This is a genomic window from Terriglobales bacterium (genome assembly GCA_035624455.1).
In the GTDB taxonomy this organism is placed as follows: Bacteria; Acidobacteriota; Terriglobia; order Terriglobales; family Acidobacteriaceae; genus DASPRM01.
In genome coordinates, this window is sequence record DASPRM010000047.1 from 1 (window position 1) to 22,663 (window position 22,663).

18 protein-coding genes are annotated in these 22,663 nt (G+C 58.3%); 12 read left to right on the top strand and 6 right to left on the bottom strand.

Annotated elements, in window-relative coordinates:
* The 10 genes from VEG30_05355 to VEG30_05400 form a co-directional block, all read left to right on the top strand.
* Positions 1-495 (top strand): response regulator (locus tag VEG30_05355; GenBank protein ID HXZ79336.1); only part of this gene is annotated, 495 nt, incomplete at its 5' end.
* Between the two features lie 14 nt (positions 496-509).
* On the top strand, positions 510-1,061 hold the full coding sequence (locus VEG30_05360) for a chemotaxis protein CheW (protein HXZ79337.1): 552 nt from the start codon (positions 510-512) through the stop codon (positions 1,059-1,061).
* A gap of 119 nt (positions 1,062-1,180) precedes the next feature.
* Positions 1,181-2,623, top strand: coding sequence for a HAMP domain-containing methyl-accepting chemotaxis protein (locus VEG30_05365; protein ID HXZ79338.1), 1,443 nt, complete (start codon positions 1,181-1,183; stop codon positions 2,621-2,623).
* A 26-nt stretch (positions 2,624-2,649) separates the two neighbouring features.
* Positions 2,650-3,543 carry a protein-glutamate O-methyltransferase CheR gene (locus VEG30_05370; protein HXZ79339.1) on the top strand — a complete coding sequence of 298 codons (894 nt, stop codon included), beginning with the start codon at positions 2,650-2,652 and terminating at the stop codon, positions 3,541-3,543.
* Positions 3,540-6,758 (top strand): hybrid sensor histidine kinase/response regulator, encoded by a 3,219-nt coding sequence (locus tag VEG30_05375; protein ID HXZ79340.1) that lies wholly within the window; start codon positions 3,540-3,542, stop codon positions 6,756-6,758. Before VEG30_05370 ends, VEG30_05375 begins: the two co-directional genes overlap by 4 nt.
* Positions 6,759-6,760: 2 nt before the next feature.
* A complete protein-coding gene (locus VEG30_05380) occupies positions 6,761-7,885 on the top strand; it encodes a chemotaxis response regulator protein-glutamate methylesterase (GenBank protein ID HXZ79341.1) in 1,125 nt (374 codons plus the stop codon).
* Positions 7,882-8,409 (top strand): chemotaxis protein CheW, encoded by a 528-nt coding sequence (locus VEG30_05385; protein ID HXZ79342.1) that lies wholly within the window; start codon positions 7,882-7,884, stop codon positions 8,407-8,409. Before VEG30_05380 ends, VEG30_05385 begins: the two co-directional genes overlap by 4 nt.
* Positions 8,406-8,852, top strand: a complete 447-nt coding sequence (locus VEG30_05390) for a chemotaxis protein CheW (protein ID HXZ79343.1) — start codon at positions 8,406-8,408, stop codon at positions 8,850-8,852. The genes VEG30_05385 and VEG30_05390 overlap by 4 nt, the downstream gene beginning before the upstream one ends.
* Positions 8,849-9,628, top strand: a complete 780-nt coding sequence (locus VEG30_05395; GenBank protein ID HXZ79344.1) for a DUF4388 domain-containing protein — start codon at positions 8,849-8,851, stop codon at positions 9,626-9,628. The genes VEG30_05390 and VEG30_05395 overlap by 4 nt, the downstream gene beginning before the upstream one ends.
* A complete protein-coding gene (locus VEG30_05400) occupies positions 9,625-10,476 on the top strand; it encodes a response regulator (protein HXZ79345.1) in 852 nt (283 codons plus the stop codon). The genes VEG30_05395 and VEG30_05400 overlap by 4 nt, the downstream gene beginning before the upstream one ends.
* 220 nt (positions 10,477-10,696) lie before the next feature.
* On the opposite strand, the gene VEG30_05405 is transcribed toward VEG30_05400, so the two are convergent.
* The 4 genes from VEG30_05405 to VEG30_05420 all read right to left on the bottom strand — a co-directional run bounded on the left by VEG30_05405 (position 10,697) and on the right by VEG30_05420 (position 15,599).
* Positions 10,697-11,989, bottom strand: coding sequence for an MFS transporter (locus VEG30_05405; protein HXZ79346.1), 1,293 nt, complete (start codon positions 11,987-11,989; stop codon positions 10,697-10,699).
* Between the two features lie 131 nt (positions 11,990-12,120).
* Entirely contained in the window at positions 12,121-14,109 is a 1,989-nt protein-coding gene (gene uvrB / locus VEG30_05410) for an excinuclease ABC subunit UvrB (GenBank protein ID HXZ79347.1), read from the bottom strand.
* A gap of 79 nt (positions 14,110-14,188) precedes the next feature.
* Positions 14,189-14,794: a hypothetical protein gene (locus tag VEG30_05415; GenBank protein HXZ79348.1), complete on the bottom strand. Its 606-nt coding sequence runs from the start codon at positions 14,792-14,794 to the stop codon at positions 14,189-14,191.
* A gap of 91 nt (positions 14,795-14,885) precedes the next feature.
* Complete coding sequence (locus VEG30_05420) at positions 14,886-15,599, bottom strand: HAD-IA family hydrolase (GenBank protein HXZ79349.1); 714 nt, start codon at positions 15,597-15,599, stop codon at positions 14,886-14,888.
* Positions 15,600-15,850: 251 nt separating this feature from the next.
* On the opposite strand from VEG30_05420, the gene VEG30_05425 reads away from it, so the two are divergent.
* Positions 15,851-18,052, top strand: a complete 2,202-nt coding sequence (locus VEG30_05425; GenBank protein ID HXZ79350.1) for a dehydrogenase E1 component subunit alpha/beta — start codon at positions 15,851-15,853, stop codon at positions 18,050-18,052.
* Between the two features lie 91 nt (positions 18,053-18,143).
* Here the strand turns inward: VEG30_05425 and VEG30_05430 are convergent, their stop codons facing one another.
* Both VEG30_05430 and VEG30_05435 read right to left on the bottom strand, forming a co-directional pair.
* Entirely contained in the window at positions 18,144-18,563 is a 420-nt protein-coding gene (locus VEG30_05430; GenBank protein HXZ79351.1) for a DoxX family protein, read from the bottom strand.
* Positions 18,564-18,729: 166 nt separating this feature from the next.
* A complete protein-coding gene (locus VEG30_05435; GenBank protein ID HXZ79352.1) occupies positions 18,730-19,929 on the bottom strand; it encodes a saccharopine dehydrogenase C-terminal domain-containing protein in 1,200 nt (399 codons plus the stop codon).
* A gap of 634 nt (positions 19,930-20,563) precedes the next feature.
* Here VEG30_05435 and VEG30_05440 point away from each other — a divergent pair.
* Positions 20,564-22,597 (top strand): Ig-like domain-containing protein, encoded by a 2,034-nt coding sequence (locus VEG30_05440; GenBank protein ID HXZ79353.1) that lies wholly within the window; start codon positions 20,564-20,566, stop codon positions 22,595-22,597.
* Positions 22,598-22,663: the final 66 nt, after the last annotated feature.

Below are 22,663 nucleotides of genomic sequence, written 5' to 3' on the forward strand. Positions count from 1 at the left end.
CCCCCAACTGAGGCCCGATTTGGTTCTGGTAACCATCTGAAGAAAAAGGGCCTGGAACCAGCATTCGCGTCTGATACGGCGACGGACATCTGGCTCTGCAATTGCTTTCCTTATTTGGTTGGAGACGCTGTGTCGTTGAAAAAAGTCCTGATCGTCGACGATTCCCTGGCCGAGACCAAGGTGATGCAGGCGGTCCTAGAACAGGCCGGCTACTGGTCGGTGGCGTTAAACGATCCCACCCGCTTGGAGCAGACCATCGAGATCGAGCATCCGGGCCTGATTCTGCTGGACGTGGTTATGCCCCAGCGCAACGGCTTTCAGGCCTGTCGCGAGCTGAAGTCCAGCCCGGTGTACGGGCGCATTCCGGTGGTTCTGGTGACCTCGAAAAACACCGAGAGTGACAAGTTCTGGGCGCAGCAGCAGGGCGCGGATGGTTACGTGGTGAAGCCGTTTACTCGCGATCAGTTGCTGGGAGAGATTCAGAAGTTTCTTTGAGGCGAATTGGTGTGATGCACGAAAAACAAGACGCGGCGCAAGTCGAAGCGGTGGCCCTGCCGGAGGAAGGAGCCGAGGCGGGACAGAATGAGGCACTCGACAATTCTGCCTTGCCGCAGGAGCCGCTATTCGTGTGCCAGTACTGCGTGTTTCGCGCGGGTCGCGAGCGTTTTTGCCTCGAGGTGCTGAATATCGAGGAGGTAGTGGAATGGCCCTTGGTGACCCCGGTGCCGCTGTCGCCGAAATTCCTGGTGGGTGTGTTCAATCTGCGCGGCAACATCGTGCCCGTGATCGACATTGCATTCACCGAGGGACGGCGCGCGGATCTTCTGCCCAAGCATGTGGTGGTGGCGCGACTGGCAGCAAGTGAGCAGAATGCTGAGGTGCGGATCGGGATCGCCTCGGACGAAGTTTTAGGCACCTACACGTCGACCGAGCCACTGCTGGTGGACGAGGCCCCAAAAGATGTGCCTCATTGCTGCGGCATGCTGCGTTACGGGCAGCATTTGGCTCTGGCGCTCGATCTTCGCCGGCTAGTAGAGAGTTTCCCTGTGCCGATGATCTAGCGGGCATCAGGGGGCCTCACCCTGAGCGCAACCCAGGGTAGGGCCGCAAAGCAAATGTAAGAGTTTTGAGCTGGAAGTCCGGCGCGGGAAGCGCACGGGCTAAGAGCTTGGAGGTCGTGATGAAAGGTCGTTTGAGTTCGACCGTCTGGTTGACCGTAGGCATGAACGCCCTGGCGCTGTTCGGCGTGCTGGGTCTTGCCTATGTCGCCGGACAGAAGTCAGCCGCGCAAGGCGGAGGCGTCGGGATCGAGATGATGGCTGCGATTGGTGCGGCCGTCGTCATGACCGTGATTCTGGCGTCCTCGCTGAGCGGCAAGCTGATAAAGCCGGTGGAAGACTTGACCCATTTCACCGAACGCATGGCGGCTGGCGATGACAGCGTGCGCCTGGACGCCACCGTGTCCAATGAGTTCGGCCTGATTGCCCAGAACTGGAACCGTGTGGCGGACAAGATGTCGCGCGCCGGCCGCGACCAGGGGGCGCAAGACTCACTGCAGCGCAGCGTCACCGAGTTCCTGACCATCGTCAGCCAGATTGCGCGCGGCGACTTGACCCTGCGCGGCAAAGTCACCAACGACGCGCTGGGCAACGTGGTCGACTCCGTCAACTACATGCTCGACAACTTCTGCCGCGTGCTGGAGCGGGTACGCAAGGGCGCCGTCGATGTGCAATCGAGCGCCAGCGAAATCCTGGTCTCCGCAGAAGACATGGCCAGCGGCGCCAGCCAGCAGGATCAGGAGATCACCAATACGTCATCGGCGGTGGAAGAGCTAACGGTCTCCATGAAGCAGGTGTCCAACAACGCTGAGGCCAGCGCGGAAGCGGCGCGCCGGGCGCTGGATGCTGCCGAACAGGGAAACCGTTCCGTGCGCGACACCCTCGACGGCATGCAGCGCATTCGGGCCTCGGTGCAGGCTACGGCGAAGAAGATCAAGTCGCTGGGTGACCGCTCGCTGGAAATTTCCGAGATCGTTAACGTCATCAACGACATTACCGAGCAGACCAACTTGCTGGCCCTGAATGCTGCGATCGAAGCGGCGCGCGCGGGAGAGGCAGGACGTGGCTTTGCGGTTGTCGCCGACGAAGTGCGCAAGCTTGCCGAGCACTCACGCAGCGCTACCAAAGACATTGCCGGACTGATCAAAGCCATCCAGGCGGAGACCAACGAAGCGGTGGTGGTGATGGAAGACGGCACGCGGGAGGTGGAAGTTGGCGCCAAGCTGGCCGACCAGGCGGGTAAGGCCTTGGAAGCCATCTCCAGTGTGGTGCGTCAGTCGGCAGAGTTGGTGCAGGAGATCTCGCTGGCTTCCAAACAGCAGGTGCGTGGAACGGAGGGCGTGGCCAATGCCATGCAGATCATCTCCAGCATTACGCGGCAGACATCGCAGGGAGCTCGCCAGACCACGCACACTGTGGAACGCATGGTGAAGCTCTCGGAACAACTGAACGAAGCGCTGTTTCAGTTCAAGATCAACCAGCATCCGGCCGGTGGCGGTCCACCCGCGGCGGCCTCACCCGAAGTGGCGGTCGCAGGCCGTAACGGAGGAGGCGTCCGCGCCTGATTAATCTCTGCGGGAGTGGGTAGCGCTTGATTACCAGGCAACAAAACGTGATCCCGATGCTCAGCGAGCATGAACTCGAGGAGATTCGCGCGCTCATTGAGCGGCGCGCCGGGCTGCTCTTCGATCAATCGCGTGATCGGTTCTTCCATTCCCGTATCCGCGAGCACATGACCTGCAGAAAGCTGGTCCATGGGCAGGACTTGTTGCGCATCCTGAAGACTTCCAACCTGGAGTACGAAGCCCTACTGGAAACGCTGCTCACGCAGGAGACCTCATTTTTCCGCTATCCGCACGTCTTTGAGGCTTTGGAGAAGAGAGTTCTGCCGGAAATCCATGTGAAGAAGTTCTGGGAGAATCCGCGCACCCTGCGATTATGGTGCGCGGGCTGCGCTACCGGAGAAGAGGCATACTCCATTGCCATTACCCTGGCCGAAGCCCTGGACTTCACTGAAGGCTGGAATCTGCAGATCCTGGCTACCGATATCAGCCGCCGTGCTCTGGAGCACGCTGAACGCGGGGTGTACTCACGGCGCGCCTTGGGCGAACTGACGCCCAAGCAGGTGGAGTCCCACTTCGCCAAGGTAGGCGACCAATTCCTGATCAAACCTCGTATCCGCAACATGGTGACTTTCGTTCCCATGAACCTGGTGGATGGCGTGTACCTGCGCCGCTACGACGCCATCTTCTGCATGAATGTCCTCATCTATTTCTCTGATGAGCAACGCGTCGGGGTGATTCAGCGCCTGCACGATTCACTGGAGCCCGGTGGTTACATGTTTCTGGGCCACGCGGAATCGATCGCCGGTGTGAACGTCAAGTTTGAAAGCGTTGTTCATCGCGATGCCCGGCTCTACCTGAAGCCGATGAACGGCACGGTACGCTTTGCCTCCAGTATCGGAGTTGGGGAGGAATCGGTTTGAGCACGTCGGGATCCGAGTTCATCGAAGTGTTTCTGGAGGAGGCTTCCCAGCATCTCCAGTACCTGCGTGAGTACTGCAACATCCTGCAGGATCCCTACCCGGTTCCGGCGGAACTCGACCGGCTCTACGTTGCTGCCCACACCCTGGTAGGCTCGTCCGCCATGTATGGGTACCCGCTGTTCTCTGAAGTGTCGAGCAAGCTGGCTCACATTTTTCAGTATGCGATGAACGCAAGCATCAGCGCGGAAGCTTCCGGTCCCCTGGTCGAGTTCATCTCCGAAGCGGTAGCGGTGCTCGAGTCCGATCTCCTGATGATCAGCAGCGATCACGCCGAGGCTCAGGATGAAATCGATGCCTTCAGGCAGAAGTATCCGTTTGCATTCCAGGGGGCAACGACCGTCAAGGCAAACGACGGCCAGGAAGAAACAGCGGCAGGTGTTTCGGCCCAAACTCATCCAGAGATAGCCGAGCCCTCAGGCGATGATCTGCTTTCGCCTGACCTGCCGCCCGATGGCGAGGTAGCGGGCGAGGTGATGGAATTCTTCGTGCCTGAGGCCGAAGAACACCTGCAAACCGTAACCGACTGCCTGCTGGCGCTCGAAGCCAACCCGCGCAGCGAAGACATTCACCGGCTCTTCCGCGCCATGCACACCATCAAGGGTTCGGCGGCGCAGGTCGGACTCCAACGCATCTCGCGTGTCGCGCATCGGGCGGAAGACCTGATTGGGCGGCTGCGGGATGGCGCCCTCGAGCCCAGTCCGGAGATCGTCGATCTCTGCCTGGAAGCAGCCGATACGCTCAAAAAGTTTCTTTACCGGCAGTGGCCCGACGAAAGCACGCTGCAGAGCTCAGTCAAATCTCTGCTGGCACGCATCGCTCGCCTGGTCCCTGAAGAAGAACCTGAACAAGAAGAGGTAGCGGAGGGATCTCAGGCAAGTACAGCCGCCGTGGCCGAAAGCACTGGCCCGCAGGAGATTCACGCCGAAGAGCTGCACATCGACGAACCCGGATGGGAGCCGGAGGGCACAAAAGAATCGGAAGGTGAGTCTGAGGGTGAAGTGCTGGTAGCTGCCCCGTCGGCGGCCGCCACGCCTACGGCGCTCGTTCCAGCCCCGCCGACCACAGATGACGAAGATCCAACCCGTGGCTTCCGCAACCCTGCGGCGGCGCCCGCCTCAAAATCGGTACGCATTGCACTGGAACGGCTCGATCGCATGATGAATGCGGTTGGCGAACTGGTGATCAACCGCACGCGCATGCTGGGCCGGTTAGCAGAACTCGAGCGCCTGGCCGACGTTTTGAACTTCTCCAAGGCTCGACTAATCGACAAAATAACCGAGTTCCAGGAAAAATACGAATTTAACCGGCTTCCCCATGGCCAGGCCTCCCGGCTTGCCGCTGGGCCGCCGATGTTTACTCCAGCAGGTGGCGACGGCAGCTTTGCCCGCTCGTTGGGCTGGCACCCCGCGGAGAGCTATCCCTTCCGCGGTGGATACTCGAGTTATTCCCGCAGCTTTGACCCTGCACTGGCCGAGTTCAGCGATCTGGAGATGGACCGCTACGACGAGTTCAACATCCTTTCCCGCTCGCTCACGGAAATCTCGGCCGACATCACCGAGGTTCTCAGCCAGCTCGACGGTTTTGTGCGCCGCGTGGACGGTGATATCGACGAGTTCACCAAACTGGCACACCGCCTGCAGGACGAAATAACACAGGCCCGCATGGTGCCGATTGGCAACCTCTACACGCGCATCGCCCGCACGGCGCGCGATGCCGCCAAAGCGGCTAACAAACTGATCGAGTTGCAGCTGGAGGGCGCCGAGACCGAACTGGACAACAACATCATCCAGCAGATCGCAGATCCTCTGCTGCACCTGGTGCGCAACGCCGTTGCCCACGGTATCGAGCGTCCCGACGAGCGCTACGATAACGGCAAGCCTGACCACGGCAATGTCGCCGTGCGCGCCTACCATCGCGGCAACCACATCTACATCGAGGTGGAAGACGACGGCCGCGGCATCGACTACAACAAAGTGCGCAGCACCGCGGTGGAGCTGGGGCTGGTCACCTACGAACGAGCGTCCCAGCTCAGCGAACGTGAGCTGCTGGAATTGCTCTTCCATCCGGGATTCTCAACCGCGCCGCGAAAATCGGAGCTGGCGGGCCGTGGCGTCGGGCTCGATGTAGTCCGCTCGAACCTTACCGCCCTGAACGGCGAGATCGACATCGATACTCAGCAGGGTCTGGGGACACGCTTCACGTTGAAAGTGCCGCTGACGCTTATCATCTCGCAAGCCTTGTTCGTGCGCTGCGGCAATATGCAGTTCGCCTTCCCGCTCTCTTTTGTGGAGGAAATCCGGCGGCTGCGCAGCCAGGAAATCGAAGAGATTGGCGGCAAACTCCTGACCAAGGTTCGCGACGAAGTCACCGAAGTCGTCCGGCTGGACAAAGAGCTCGGCCTGGACCCGATTGAGCCGATCAACGGCTTTTTCCGCATGGTAATCGTCAGTGCAGGTGGCCGGCAGGTCGGAATCGTGGTTGAAGAAGTACTCCGCAAAGACGAGATCGTCATCAAGAGCCTGGGCGAGTATCTGCGCAACGTGAAGCTCTTCCCAGGGGTCACCATCGCGCCCGAAGGCAGCTTGATCCTGCTGATCGACCTGAACCGGCTGATCGCCGGCGAATCGATTGAGCGCAAACCGTTGATGTTGTCGGCAGCCGCAGCACGGGTCTTTGCTCCAGGTGCCATCGCAGTGGCGGCGGGAGAAATTCCGTCCGAGGTAATGGCCCCAGTGCCAGACGAGAAGATCATCGTCCTGGCCGATGACTCCATCAGCGTCCGCAAGTTCGTGGGCCGCATGCTGGAGAAGGCTGGCTATCGCGTGAAGCTGGCGGCCGATGGCCTGGAGGCTTTGGAATTAATCGCACAGGGCCGCTGCGATCTGGTCATTACCGATTTGGAGATGCCGCGCACCAATGGCTACGAGTTGATGATGCATCTCCGGCAGAATCCCACGACCCAAAGCATTCCAGTGCTGGTCGTCACCTCGCGGGCTGGCGCCAAGCATCGCGAGCGTGCCATCAGCGAAGGCGCGACCGCATTTCTGGTGAAGCCGGTGCAGGAAGATCAGTTGATCAGCAGCGTGGCCCAGCTATTAGGAGCAAGTCTGACGAGTCCGGCCGAGTCATCCGAGCAGGTGCCGGCCAGCAATTAGCAATGGAGCTTGGACCCAAAACTCGGGTGCTGGTTGTCGATGACTCCACCTTCATGCGCAAGGTGTTGCAGAGCATCATCACTGCCGATCCGCAGATGGAGGTGATTGGGGAAGCCCGCGATGGGCGAGAGGCGGTGGCGATGGCGGACTCGCTGCGTCCCGACGTGGTCAGCATGGACATCATGATGCCCCACGTCGATGGCTTGCAAGCGACGCAGATGATCATGTCGAAGAATCCGCGGCCGATCGTAATTGTCAGCTCGGAAACCAAGGAAGGCGCTGACATCACGCTCAAGGCGCTCGAACTGGGGGCCATCGATTTTGTTCCCAAGCCGGTCAGCGGCATCGATCTCGACATGCAGCATCTGCGCGACGAGCTGTGCCGGAAGCTGAAGGTTGCATCACGAGTGCGGGTTATCCGCACCATCACGCGCAGCGGCGCTAAGCCACCGGCGGCTTCTTCCTATTCGGAAGGCAAGTTCACGCCCAGCGAGGCGAGTTCGCAAGTCAGTCTTCTCGCCAGTGGAAATGCCAAATTCCCCATCGTCGTGGTGGCGGCTTCCACTGGAGGGCCGCAGATGCTAATGCAATTCGTTCCCGCATTACCGAGAGACTTCGGGGCCGCTGTTCTTCTCGTGCAACACATGCCGGGAACCTTCACTGCGCAGTTTGCCAAGCAGTTGGCTGAGGTCTCCGCGGTACGTGTGAAAGAGGCGGAAAACAATGACCCGCTACAACCGGCCAGCGTCTATGTCTGCCCGGGAGCACGGCACATGAGAGTCATGGCCAATGGACGCCTGTCAATCGAGGGTGGCGAGCGGATCAACGGCTACCGACCTTGCGCCGATGTCGCCATGGAGACCGCGGCCACCTACGCCGGTCCCATGACGATAGCAGTTGTCCTGACTGGAATGGGAGCAGACGGTTCCAAAGGGGTACAGGCAGTAAAGACTGCCGGAGGGCATGTCATCGCGCAGGATGAAGTTACTTCGGTAATTTTCGGAATGCCCGCAGAGGCGATAAAAACCGGAATGGTGGATCAGGTGCTGGCCATTGACGCCATCATGCCCGCCATCGAGAAGCGCATCCTCTATTTAATGGGCGCTGCGGAAGTAGGTGTAGTGTGAGGATTGGCCGGCTGCAAAGGCGGAGCCTGCTGGCTACCCATCAGGGCGAGGCCGCGATTCTGTTCTCGGTGGCTGGATACGTGTTCGCCATCTCCGCCAGCGGGGTCGCCGAAATTCAGAGCCTGCGCGAGCTTAAGCCGCTGCCATTTGCAAGATCGAGCACACTGAATAGCAAAGTTAAATACATCCTGGAACGCGAGTGCGGGACCTATTTCGTGGTGGACGCTCATCATCACTTCCATCTTCCTCAGGCGCAAAGCACGCGCGTTCTGCTGTTGCGCGACTCGCGCGTAGCTCTGAAAGTGGACGCCATTGAGCGCATGACGGAAATCGAGACTCTGCTTCCCTTGCCAGCCGCGTTTCAAGGGCAAGAGCGCCAGTGGTATCGCGGGTTGGCGCTGATCGGCAATCAGGTCGTGCCGGCCGTCAATACCGCTTCTTTTCTAAGCCGCTTCGAGCAGAGGGCGCTGGAGCGAGCGCTGTCACCGGCGAAATCTGTCGAACGTGCGGGAGTGCTGGCATGAAAGATGCTGCCGTCACCGCCTTCGTACTGTTTCCCTTGGGAGAGAAGCGCTTTGCTTTTCCTGCGGATCAGGTGAGCGAGCTGGCGCGCGCTGACCAGTTACAGGATTTCCCTCACACCTCTCCATGGCTGACTGGCGTTCTCGTGCGACGGGGAAATGTGGTTCCGGTGTGTGACATCGCGCAGGTACTGGTGCCGGGAACTACAGCGCCACGCAGGTTCTACCTGATTGCCAAGCGGCGGTTCGGCTCAACCGAGGAGGATACTGGCATCCCGGTCAGCGGGGATTGCGAGTTGGCGGTCACAGAGATGCTGCCCGTAACCGGCAAGCTGCCCAACTACGCCGCTGGTGTGCTCTCTCTCGAGTCCGAGATCGTAGAAGTAATCGATCTGGAGAAATTATTGTCGAGCGATGCCGCAACTACTGCCGAGGTGGAGCGATGACCACTAGTACGGCGGCGGGCATCGGAAAAATTCTAATCATCGACAGCAACGTCTTTTTTGCCAAACGCCTGGCCCACGCGCTTGAGCAGCAGGGATTTGAGGTGCTGCACAGTCCGGACACGGCGTACGCCATGACCATGCTGGAATGGAACACGCCGGACGCCATCGTTTGCGCCACCAATATGCGCGAGCTGGGAGCCTACGAAATCGTTCCCATCCTCCACGGAGACGCCAAGACTGCCCACATTCCGATCGTCGCACTAGGTGAAAGCGGAGAGAAGAGTCTGATGGCTGCCTTCCGCGCCGGCTGCGATGACTGTGTCGACCGTAAGCTGGGTCCGGAAAATATTGCTGCCCACCTGCGCACGTTCCTGCGCAGCCGCGAAGAAGGCTTCCACCCAACGCAGATGCTGGAAAGCTCCGTAACCGCGATGGAAGGGAGCCTCTCGCATCTCGACCTGCCTGGCGTGATCCAGATGCTGCAGCATTCGCGTCAGACAGGATCGCTGCACATCAATGCCGGCGACACGGATGGAATCATCATTTTTGATGGCGGGCAACTCACGCATGCCGAGAGCGGCGAACTCATCGGCGACGATGCCGTGCTGCAGATCGTGAAGAACTGCAATCGTGCCGAGACGGGAGTCTACAAGTTCATTCATGGCTATGCGCCTTCTACCCGCACCGTGTTGCGATCGGCTACCGAGTTGATGCTGCAGGCGCTGCGCGAAATTGATGAAGAAGAGCACGGCAACGAAGAAGAGGTACTGTTTTGAGTGCGCCCACCGTGTATTTCATCGACGATAGCGCCACCATGCGCGAGGTCATCAAGATTGCGTTCCGCCGCGAGAACATTGATGTGGTGGCCTGTCACGATGGGGATGCCGCTATCAATCAAATGCGCGAGGCGCCGCCGGATGTGGTCATCAGCGACGTGATCATGCCGGGCAAAGACGGATACGACGTCTGCCAGCTGATCAAGCAGAATCCGGCGACGGCTAACACCCCCGTCGTGCTGATGTCGGGCGTGGTGAACCGTAGCGTGGCGGAGAAGGCGTTCGCCGTTAAAGCGGACGAGTTGATTCGCAAGCCCTTCCAGCCCCAGGATCTGATTGCCCGGGTGAAGCATCTGCTGCAGCCCAAGGAGAAAGACAAGAGGACAGAACTCTCGGTCGCCGGCCGAAACGGGCAGGTGGTCGCAAACGCAGGAGCCTCGGCGGCACTCAGCAGCATCTTTGCCGGTCCCGCCAATGGCGGGAGGGCTGCGACAAGTCCTTCCGCGGCCGGGGGAGGTGTGCCGGGCACAATTTCGGCGCGCTTTGGCATTCCGGTTCCACCCGTCAGCACTCCAGCACCGGGTCCAGTCGTCGCTCCTGAGAGACCTGCAGTAGCGCCCGCAGTTGCACCTCCACCAGCAACTGTTACACCTTCGCCGCCGAGTGTTTCGGCAGCAACCGCATCCGCGCGGTCGCAGGTGTCCGCTTCGTCAGATGTAGCCAAACTGCGGATTGAGATTTTGCGGCTGGAGAATCTGGTCAAGAAGTTGCATTCCGAATTGCAGGCCGAGCGCGAGTACGCGCGGGCCCTCGAGGAGCACGTAAAGACGTTACAAGAAACCGAGTGATATCTCCTCCGGCGGCTAGAGTTTCCCCGGGGGCGCCGATACACTCCGAAGAATGATGTATCAAGTTTGTGTCGTAGCCGTATCAGGCGACACCGAAAAGGCATTCTGAGCCCCGGTTCAGGGTGCCTTTTGAGTTTGCTTTCGTTTTAGCTGTCTTCATTCGGACTAAGCGTGGATTTCGCTCCAGGAGCGCCCAGTTTCTCGTTGGGGACCTTGCTTTTCATGGCGCTTGACCTCGCGCCCGCACCGCCAAGGCCAGCCACGCCGCCACTAGATATCCGACTACCAGAAGCATCAAGCCGGGCGTGAAGGAATGAGTTCGCGAGCTAAGATATCCAAGCGCGAAGGGTCCCACAAATCCACCCAGGTTGCCCACAGCATTAATCAGGCCTACTGAAGCTGCCGCTGCAGCATCGCTCAGCACGGCAGTAGGCATCGCCCAAAACGCCGGGAGACTGGCTTCTATGCCACAGGCGACGAGCGTGAACAGACCAACCGTGAACCACAGCTTCGGGTTGAGCAAACCCGCAAGAAGCAGGCCGATTCCACAAAGAAGAAGCGGAACCGCTGTATGCCAGCGGCGCTCGCCGGTGTAATCGGAATGCCACCCATTCAGCTGCATCGCAACCAGCGCCACCAGGTAGGGAATGGCGGTGAGCAGGGAAACTCTCAAGTTACTGCCTCCCGAACTCCGCTTAAGAATGGTCGGCAACCAAAAGGCGAGCGCATAGTTTCCGGCTACCAGGAAGAAATACAGCACAGTGAGAAGAATCACATCGCGATCTTTGAATGCCTGGGTGATGCTGGAAGAACGGTCCGCCTGTTTGGCTGCCTTCTCCCGTTCGAGTTCACCTGCAATCCAGGCGCTCTCCTGGGCGCTCAACCAGCTGGCCTGATGTGGCCAATCGGTCAGATAGAAGATGGTAATGATGCCAATCACGATCGCCGGAATCCCCTCCAGGATGAACAGCCAGCGCCAGCCGCTCAGGCCGAGCCAATGGAATCCCAGGATCCATCCTGCCAGTGGTGTACCGATCACGAACGAAACCGGAATGGCAGCGATAAAGTTGGCCAGTGCCTTGGCACGGTCGCGCGCGGTGAACCAGTGCGTGAGATAGACGACTATGCCGGGAAAGAATGCCGCCTCAGCGGCTCCCAGGAGCAGACGGAGCAGGTAAAACTGAGGAGCAGTCCGGATTGCAGCCGTGAATATTGTGATCACTCCCCAGGAGATCATCATGAAGCTGATGATCCGCCTTGCGCTGCGCAACTCCACCATCAGAGCGCCCGGAATCTGCAGCACAAAATAACCAAGAAAGAAGATGCCCGACCCCAGGCCGATCACGCGCTCATCAAAACCAAGTTCTCCCGGCATTTGCAATGCTGCCATGCCGATATTCGTGCGGTCGATGAAGGCCACGATGAAGAGCACCAGCAGAAACGGCAAGAGCCGCCAAGCTATGCGGTGGCGGGCGCTCTGAGCGATTTCAGGAAGGGCGGTTGTGCCGGCCATAATCGAAGCGGCTCGGTAGTATAGATCGCCGCAACATAAAGCAGGAGTTGCAACTGCTGGACTGAAGCGAACGGAGTGGGGCGTCTCAAGAAATCAAAGCTCGCAAAGAATCTGTATAACTGGGTGAGAGTTTATGCGAAGAGGAACTCTTTCGTGCGCAGGTCCTTGATCATGTCGCGCAACTTGGCAGCTTTTTCGAATTCAAAACGCTTTGCTGCCTCGCGCATATCGCTTTCCAACTTTGCGATGTATGCGTCGAGTTCTTCCTGGTTTTTAAATTCAGGAATGCCTTCAGCCTGATCGGTAAGATCCGTGTAGTCGGCTTCAACAATGGCTGCCAGCGACATCTGTAGCGGCCGCGAAATCGACTGCGGGGTAATACCGTTTTGCTCGTTGTAGGCCTGCTGAATCGCGCGGCGGCGCTCAGTCTCGTCGATTGCTTTGCGCATGGAGTCGGTCATCGTGTCCGCGTAAAGAATCGCGCGACCGTTCAGATGCCGGGCGCAGCGCCCGATGGTCTGGATCAGTGAGCCAGAGGAGCGCAGGAATCCTTCTTTGTCGGCATCGAGAACGGCTACCAACGAAACCTCCGGTAGATCAAGACCCTCGCGCAGCAGATTGATTCCGATCAGCACGTCGAACTCGCCTTTTCGCAGATCGCGCAGAATCTTGACTCGCTCCAGAGTTTCGATTTCCGAATGCATATAGCGGCAGCGTACGCCGACCTCGCTGTAATACTCCGCCAGGTCCTCGGCCATACGCTTAGTGAGCGTTGTGACCAGCACCCGTTCCTTGCGCTGCGCGCGGTCGCGGATTTCGTGCAGCAAATCGTCAATCTGGCCTTTCACTGACCTAACTTCCACTTCTGGATCCACCAGGCCCGTAGGACGGATAATCTGCTCGACCACTTCCCCCGCTGATTTGGTCAATTCGTAAGGGCCAGGGGTCGCTGAAACATAGATCGCCTGATTCACCCGATGCTCAAATTCTTCGAATGTCAGCGGACGATTATCCAGCGCCGAAGGTAAGCGAAAGCCGTACTCAATCAGTGTGGATTTGCGGGAGCGGTCCCCGTGCCACATTCCGTGTAACTGAGGAATGGTTTGGTGGGATTCATCGATAAATAGCAGGTAATCGCGAGGAACATAATCCAGCAACGTCGGCGGAGGTTCGCCCGGCAGACGTCCTGTGAAGTGACGCGAATAGTTTTCAATGCCGTGGCAGTAGCCGACCGACTTGATCATCTCCAGATCGAAGCGGGTGCGCTGGTGGACACGCTGCGCTTCCACCAGCCTGCCCTGTTTTTGCAATTCGCCTTCCCACCATGCAAGCTCTTCCAGAATGGAGTCAATGGCGCGCTTTTTGGTTTCGGGCTTCATCACGTAATGCGATTTTGGATAGATCGGCAGCCGCAGGTAGCGTTGCTTGACGGTAGCGAATAGCGGGTCGATTTGAGACAGCGACTCAACCTGATCTCCCCACAATTCGATGCGATAAGCGAAATCGTCATAGGCGGGAAAGACTTCTATCACATCACCGCGCACACGGAACGTACCGCGACGCAATTCGCCGTCTGAACGTTCATAAAGAATTTCTACCAGCTTGCGGAGAATATCCTCGCGTTTGACCTGCTGTCCCTTTTCCAGAAAGAGCAGCATCCCGTAGTAGGCCTCGGGCGAGCCGAGGCCGTAAATGCAGGACACAGAGGCGATGATGATGCAGTCTCGCCGCTCGAATAGCGATTTGGTTGCCGACAGACGCAGTTTGTCGAGTTCATCATTAATCGTCGCTTCCTTCTCGATGTACACATCTCCGGAAGGAATGTAGGCCTCGGGCTGGTAATAGTCGTAATAGGATACGAAATACTCCACGGCATTCCTGGGGAAGAAGCTCTTAAATTCGTGGTAGAGCTGTGCGGCAAGCGTCTTGTTGTGGGCCAGGACGAGGGCCGAACGATTCACGGCTTCGATCACCTTCGCCATGGTGTAAGTCTTACCCGAGCCCGTAACCCCAAGCAGGACCTGGTGCTTCTCGCCTTCGAGCGCGCCGCGAGTCAGGGAGGAGATGGCTTCTGCCTGATCGCCCTGCGGGCTGTAGTCGGAATGAAGCTTGAAATCCATAAATCGGCGGTCCCGAAGTCTCACAGAAGCAAATCTCAGCCGGGGAGCAATCTTTGATTATAACCTTGTCCGCGCACCCCTAATGCCGCCGATAACCGGTCAGGCCTGCCGTCTTGGAGCGCGCATCGAGCCGGCTGAGACGCTTTTCCTGAAACGGAGTAATCAATGGCGTGTGGGCGATCGTGCACAGATATTCCGGGATGAACCCAACAGGCTTCTCCGTGGTCATCCAATCGAGATGGTCAAAGCGCTTGAGATTGATGGGTCGAGAAAACGCGCGCAAGGTGCGCTCGCCCAGCAGATTGTAGTAGTCGTCGAAATAACTGATGGCCAGCTCGCGCAGCGAACGATGGACCGGCTCGCGGAAACGAAGACCGGCGAAGTTCGACTTCGCGATCGCGCCCCAGTGTCCATCATAGCGATAGATGGCAAGCACGTGGTCAAAATCGCGAGTAGCCTCCAGGTCCAGAAGCAGCGGCGGGAAGCCGTTTACCCGTAAAGCTGCCGCTGCGAATATGGCGCCTTCGAGACAATGAGCCGTCCCCTCGCACAACACGCGGCGCGGAGACCATGCAGTATTGCCAAGATGATAGGGCAGAGCATCCAGGAATCGCTGGATTAGCTGTGGCGTGCGCAATGCGCGCAGCCGGCGCAGTTCAGCCCTGGTGAATTCGTACGTGTCCAATGCTCTTGTCATCACGAGGAAAAGGCAAGTCCGACGAGGGATCTGGAGTTCCGTTTCAGGTGAATAATCGCCAGGGAAACGGTAGCTCTACTCATTCTGTCCACGGGCCCTCCGGCCCCGCCAGCAGGAGTTCGCCAAGTTCATCCGGACGATCGATGAGCACGTCTGGTGGAACCCTCTGCAGAGATTCGGGAGATAGGCCCCAATTGAGACCAATGCTCCACATCCCGGCATTACGCGCTGTCAACACATCGTTCGCTGAGTCTCCGATCATGGCGGCTTGGCGCGATGCAGAACCTGCTTCGCGCAGCAGTTCCTGAGCACCCAGGGGGTCCGGCTTCTTCGTTGGGAAGCTGTTTCCGCCGTAGACCTGGAAAAAGAAGGGGCTCAACCCGAGCGCCTCCAGAATGGCGCGCGACGGATTCACCGGCTTGTTGCTCAGTACCGCCATCTTTATTTGGCCGTTGCGCGCTCTGCGAATGTCCTCCAGGATCTCCCGGATTCCTTCATAGACCTGGGTGTGATCCAGCTTGTGCTCCCGGTACCAGGCGAGGAAGTATTGCAGCGCCGCATTCAGGAATTCCTGGTCGTCGGGGTCGCCCAAAGCCCGCCTGACCAGCATGGGTGCACCGTCTCCGATGTAGGTCGCGATCATCTCGCAGGGCAGCTCTGGTCGGCGAAAGTTGCGCAACATGGCATTGACCGAGTTGCAGAGGTCGACACGCGAGTCGATTAGCGTTCCATCCAGATCGAAGATCAGCAGGCGCAGATCTTCCGCCGGAATGCGCCGGTGAATTCTGAGCATTGCACCACGATTCTAAATGGTGCCGCGGAAGGATCGTTTCAAGGGGGATACCCAGGCTTTCACCTGCGATTACCCAAGTACCCAGGGGGCCGCTTTCCCCCATCCACTCCAGGATAGGCGAGATCGCCCAAGTGGATTTACAATGCTGTGTCCCTGGGTTTTTCCGGGACGTAAGACAATTTCGCTGCATCTAATCTTTGGCCCCAAGAACGCTTCCGCAGCTTCTTGGGGTGAATTGTGTGGGGAAATGAATGGCGACGACCAAGACGGAGCCCAGGACAGCCAAACTGGCTGAAGCGCCGGCCAGGACCTATGAGGGTCTCACCCCCGAACAGCTCATCAAAGCGTACCGCCTGATGTATACCTCGCGGCGACTCGATGACCGCGAGATACTTCTTAAAAGACAGCAGCGTATCTTCTTCCAGATTTCCGGGGCCGGCCACGAAGCTTTGATGATGGCCGCGGGTCTTGTCCTGAAACCCGCTTACGACTGGTTTTATCCGTATTATCGCGATCGCACTCTGTGCCTGGCGCTGGGCGTCACTCCCTACGATATGCTGTGCCAGGCTTTGGGCAATGCGGAGGATCCCGCATCTGGCGGGCGCCAGATGCCTTCGCACTGGGGCAGCAAGCGGCTCAACATCGTCACCCAGTCTTCTCCCACGGGAACTCAGTTCCTGCAAGCCGTGGGGTGCGCCGAAGCGGGCCGTTATTTCAACCAGCATCCGAAAGCGGCCGCCAAAGTGGCGGGTGACTACCGAGAATTCAAGGAGGTCCGGTTCGAGGCGGACGAAATCGTTTACTGCTCGATGGGCGATGGCGCAACCAGCGAAGGCGAGTTCTGGGAGGCGATGAACACCGCAGCTAATCGCAAGTTGCCGGTGTTGTTTGTCTGCGAGGACAATGAATACGCCATCTCGGTGCCGGTGGAAGTGCAAACCGCGGGCGCCAACATTTCCCACCTGGTCGCAAATTTTCCGAACTTCACTTTCGCCGAGGTCGACGGCTGCAATCTCCTGGAAAGTTATGGAGCGCTGAAGCGAGCCGCTGAATACGTTCGCTCGGGAAGAGGCCCTGCCTTCGTGCACGGTCACGTCGTGCGGCCGTATTCGCACTCGCTCTCTGACGACGAACGCCTCTATCGCCCTGAGAAAGAACGTCAGGACGAAGCGGAGCGTGATCCCATACAGAGCATGCAGATGTTTCTCCTGCGAGAGGGCATTCTCGACGAAGGCACAATCACGGCGCTGGAAAAAGAAGTGGACGAAGAAGTTCAGGAAGCGACGGATCGTGCGCTGGTCACGCCCCTGCCGCCCAAAGACTCGGTCAAGCGGTTCGTTTATTCGCCGGATCTTGATCCGTGTTCCCGGCAATTCGAAACCCAGCCCGTCTTTCCCGAACCGAAGCCAGGTAAGGCGCCGGTCGAGAAGACCATGGCTGATCTCATCAACGCCTGCCTTAAGGACGAGATGAAGCGTGACGAACGCGTCGTCATCTTCGGGGAGGACGTTGCCGACTGCAGCCGCGAGCAATACCTGGCGGAAAAATCGGTAAAAGGGAAGGGCGGAGTATTCAAGCTGACCTCCGGCCTGCAGTGCGATTTCGGCAGCGACCGGGTGTTCAACTCGCCGCTCGCCGAAGCGAATATCGTGGGAAGAGCGATCGGCATGGGCACGCGCGGTTTGAAGCCGGTGGTCGAAATCCAGTTCTTCGATTACATCTGGCCGGCGATGCACCAGTTGCGCAATGAAATGCCGCTGATCCGCTGGCGTTCCAACAATGCCTTTTTCTGCCCCATGGTGGTCCGCGTAGCGATTGGTGGATACCTGACGGGAGGTGGAATTTATCACTCGCAGTCGGGCGAGAATATCTTTACCCACATCCCAGGGATGCGCGTGGTGTTTCCTTCCAATGCGCTGGATGCCAATGGACTCCTGCGCACCGCGATTCGTTGCGATGATCCCGTGATGTTCCTGGAACACAAGCGGCTCTACCGCGAGACTTTCGGGCGGGCGCCATATCCCGGGCCGGATTACTTGATCCCATTCGGAAAGGCGCGGGTTGTCCAGCCGGGAGCGGATATGACGGTAGTGACCTATGGAGCGATCGTCCCGCGGGCGTTACAAGCGACGCAGCGCCTGGAGCGCGAGCAGGGAGTGAAGGTAGAACTTATCGATTTGCGGACTCTGAATCCCTACGATTGGGAGGCGATCGCGACCTCAGTACACAAAACCAATCGCGTCATCGTTGCCTATGAAGACACTAAGAGCTGGGGATATGGGGCGGAGATCGCTGCGCGCATCGCCAGCGACCTGTTCGATGAACTTGATGCCCCCGTCCGGCGCGTCGCTGCTTTGGACACGTTCGTCGCATATCAGCCGGCGCTGGAAGACGTGATTCTGCCCCAGGTCGATGACCTCTATCAAGCCATGCTCGAGATGAGCAGGTACTGAAGCGCTGAAACTAGACTGTGCGTGAGCTAAACTGCGCACAACTCTAAACGTTCCTATTGGGTCATCTGAGCGAAGCGAGGGATGTCTGTTTTTACTTCTTAACCCCACCACCTCTGCCGAATACCCAATCGAGCGAAATCGGGCCAGCCCCAGTAAAGATGAGTAAAAAAGCAATCGCGGCCAGCGCTAGCGGAAACTGGTAATTGTTCTGCCCGGTAAATCCATTCTTCCAGTGCACCTTCACGATCGCCACGACCAGATCGATGCAGACCGCCAGTCCGGCAAAGCGCGTGGCTAAGCCCAGGATCAGCAAAATTCCTCCCAGCAGCTCGGCGAAGGACGACACATAGCCCAGCCAGCCGGGCATGCCCAGGCTATGGACAAGCTCCGCGTGCCTGTGCAGGCCACCAAAGACCTTGGGATATCCATGCGCCACCATGATGGCGCCAGCAGCAGCTCGTGCAATGAACATGCCCAAAGGCTGAAGTCGATCAAGAAAGCGCAGGTTCAACCGAACCTCCCGGAGAACGCGAAACGTTGCAGCATTCTACGCAAAGGACGCGGATTTCCGGGAGTCGCACCGCTGGTGCACAGGCTTAGTGGAGACAAGGGATTGAGGGTTCTCCACTCGAGCGCAGCTTGGGTGGGGTTTTCAGGTTCGCGAAATGGCTGAATTCCTATGATGCCAGCTTCGATTCGTAGCGAATCTCGATTCCACGCCGCGCCATGGTTTCCAGGAATTCCTTCGCCGGCACATCGCGCTCCTGCAGCACCGCGCCACGTTTGGAGATAACACCGGAAGCGAGCATTTGCAGCACGATGGAGGCGGGCCAGGCAGTGGTGCGCATCATCGAGGTCATATCCGTTTCTGGGTCATAGCGGTCTATCAGAGTGAAGCTCATCCGGCGCTGCGGTTCAGGTCGTTTGCCTAGCAGCCGCCGCAAGGCGCCCGGCCCAGGAGAATCAGCTTCCACGCGTAGCACGGTCATGTCCTGTCCATCGCCGGAGAGCTTTTCCTCCAGGAGTTTGGCCGTGACTTCGCGTGGGGAGATTTGCACACCATTGATTCTCCGTCTCTCGCTGGAAAACATCCCCAGATCGTAGAGACCCCGGATCATGGCGCAGTGGCCGGGGAACCGGAGCGTCTTCTCAAAGCACTCTCCGACCTGATCTTCAAAGGTTTCCGGGAGAGTCGAGGTCCCGCCGGAGGTGTGAAATGCTTCCAGCGTGGGCAGGCCATCGAGCTTGAACGATTCGATTTCTGTGAGCGGTTCTATGGTAGTGATTTTTCCGTGACGGAGAATCTTGGCCGGTTCTACGTACTCGTTGATCAAGCCCTCAACCGAAAACACCATCTGGTAATTGAAGGGCGGCTTGGGCTTTACTGGCAATCCGCCGACGTAGATCTTCAGAGAGTCCGCGCGACCACCTATGCGGCGCATGAGCTCGCCCGCAAGAACCGACGCCATCCCTGGCGACAACCCGCAATCGGGTGCGATCGCTACTTCCGCTTTCTCCGCCTTGCGCGAGAGATCCAGTTCCGCGCGAACAACACGGTTATTACCGCCCAGGTCCGCGAAGTGGCAGCCCGCATCGATCGCCGCCTTAGCCAGGCCCAGGTTGTAGAAGTATGGAACCGCCGAAAGCGCGGCATCGTGATCACGCATCAGCTTGCGAGCCGCTTTTTCGCTGCCGGCATCGATTTCGTCCGCTTCCACTTTCTTCGAGCGCGCCAGCTTGTTAATGCGTGAGGCGGCGTCTTTAGCGCGGCGGTAATCCGAGTCCGCCAAAGTCACATGCTTTACCTCAGGCGACTGTGCCATGTCGTAGGCAGCGGCCGAGCCCATCTGTCCAGCACCGATGACGAGTAGTTTCATGGGGAGTTACTCCAGAAGATCAGATCAGCCGAATGTAAAAGATTACCGCAAATCTCGCCATGAGGGGTTTGCAGTTAGAAGCGAAGCGAGTAGCGGCGCACCTATGGCCGAAGCATGTTGCTCATCCAATGCCCAGCTCATCCGGAGATTCAAGAGGTGTCCCACACACTCGGCAGATCACTGCTGAGCAGTCTCCGCAGATGAGGGGATCGATCACCTCCCGCGCGCAGTTGGGGCAGTACAGAGGTTGTGGCTCGACCGGCAGCGTCTGGGGACTCGACATTCAGGCAATCTAGCACACGCCGCGTTGCTTTTGGGCGTGACGACTGACTGCTTGCTCGTCCGCCGGTTGCGCAACGAAGGCGCAACTTTGTGGCGCGAAAGATGTGCCAGGGATTGATGAGTTAGCAGGTTGCCCGAGAATCGATTTTGAATCGGGCGTTTCCCGATTCGGGCAGCCTACGCACTAATGTAACCCGGGTCATCGACAGAAGCCTGCTCTTGCGACAGATTGGCCTTGTCATCGGGCCACATACTTCACTCGGCCACAATCTCCCCCACGGCCCAAGTTGTGCTTGACCCAAAGCGGAAGTTATCCGACTTCCTGACCCTCGCTTTTTAACAGGAGTAGCAGATGAACAATTCTACGCGCGCCGCAATTCTCCTGGGTCTGGGAATCCTCGCCTGGCTTGCTTCTCCCATGCTTGTTCAGGCAGATTCGCAGGACATGCTTCAACAATTCTGGTCCAACGCCTATGGCTATGTGCCCAGTGCACCCAGTGAGTCAGCTTACTGGCGTCAGCTATTGGCCAAGGCCAAAGTTGACGAGTGCTTCTACGGACTCGGAAACGTCAACAACCTGAATTCTTTCAAATCCAAATACCCGAACGATTTCAGTGCCAGCGATATCGCTGCCTGCATCTCGGCAAACGGTCTTCCCAAGGTGAATCAAGCTTACGTTTGGGGACTCACCAAGTACGGAGCCGAACTTTGGCTCGGGACCGTCGCCAATACTCTTTGCCTAGTGCTCGATGGGTTCTACCCGTCCGGCACGTTCCCGGCTGCTCAGACGGATTCCTGGGAGTGCGAGATGAGCGGGAAAGACATTCGCCCACCTCGGATTTTCGTCTACAACACTTCGACGAACACACTCACAGACATGACCGGAGCGGTCCTCGGCGCGAGTCCAGCTGACGCCGCTCGCCTTGGTGGAACTGTTGGACTGCGTTCAGCGGGAAACTTCGGTGGTGTAGTATTTCTCGGCGGCATCAGTTCTAAAGGCGTTACGCTCTTTGCCTTCAATGCCGCAACCCATGGCTTCCTGGGATCGATCACTCTGGATGGCCAGAGCGGCCGGCCGGGGCCTTACACCAACATTCGGCAGTGGCGGGTCATCCACGGACAGCTCTATACCGGGATGGCGAAACCAGGAGGAGGCAACATCCTCCGCTGGACAGGCAGCCTGGCGGATCCCTTCCATTTCGACGTGGTGGGCAATCTCACCGGCGATCCCGCCTACCTGGTTGAACACGCGAACCGAATCTTCGTATCCACCTGGGGCATTGGTGGGGCTATCGCCGGCACCGCAATAGTGATGAGCCGCCAACTTGCCAGCAGCCAGGACATGTTGACCACGGCGGACCAAGGCGGCTGGACGGAAGTCTTTAACCTCGGGCAATACGAAGTTGAGCCTGCCGCACCTCAAGCGGGCGGTGCTCTGGCTTCGTTCGGAGGCTATCTATATTGGGGAACAATGCATGTTCCGGGCACTGGGCTGGTGTACTTCAATCAGCTCTATCCCACGGCGCCGGTCGATCTTGCTGCCTTCCTGGGTACGTATCGGCCGATCGTGATCTTCCGTGGGCGTAATTTCGGTACCGCATCGCAGCAAGTGGAGTTGTTGTACGGCTCATCCGTGCTGCCTAAGTTCGACTCTGGCAGCAGCCAGTGGCAGCTGGTGCCGAATGGTCTGGGACAGAAACCCACCTATGGCTGGGCGGGCTTCAACAACTTCTTTAACAACTACACGTGGAGCATGGATGTCTATAATAACGAGCTCTTCGTGGGAACCATGGATTGGCTCTACCTTGCAGTCCATGGGATCTCAAGCCTCAGCAACCAGGTTCCCCCTGCAGTCCTGCAGGCGGCCCTCGGCTTTGAAGGGGCAGACCTGTGGAAGTTCTATTCCACTTCGCAACCGGCAGTTCCCGTGAGCATTACCGGGGTAGGTAACCAGAGCAGCTATGGCATTCGCACCATGTTCGCGGATGATGCACTCTATCTCGGCATGGCCAATCCCATGAATCTGTTGACTGACAATTCTCCGGGAAAGCTGCTGGGTGGATGGGAATTGCTGAAGCTGATTCTGGATGTCCCCACAACAACAACGATTAAATCATCGAGTCAATTCTTCAGCCCGGGACAGAAGGTGACCTTTACCGCTACGGTGACGTCTTCGCCAGCAATCGGCGCCGCCACCGGGACCATTACCTTTATCGATAGTGGTCTCTCGCAAACAGTTCTGGCGACTGTTCCTTTGTCGGGCGGGAAAGCATCTCTCACCACCGCACTTCCCGACGTTACCCAGTATGTGAAGGCGGTCTACAGCGGAGACAAGTATTACAAGGGCAGCGAATCCGGCTTTATAACTGAATGGAACATGCCGTGAGTCTCGGTGAGCTAACCAGCTAAAGAATTACTTGAGCCGTCCTCGAAACAGGGCGGCTCTTTTTTG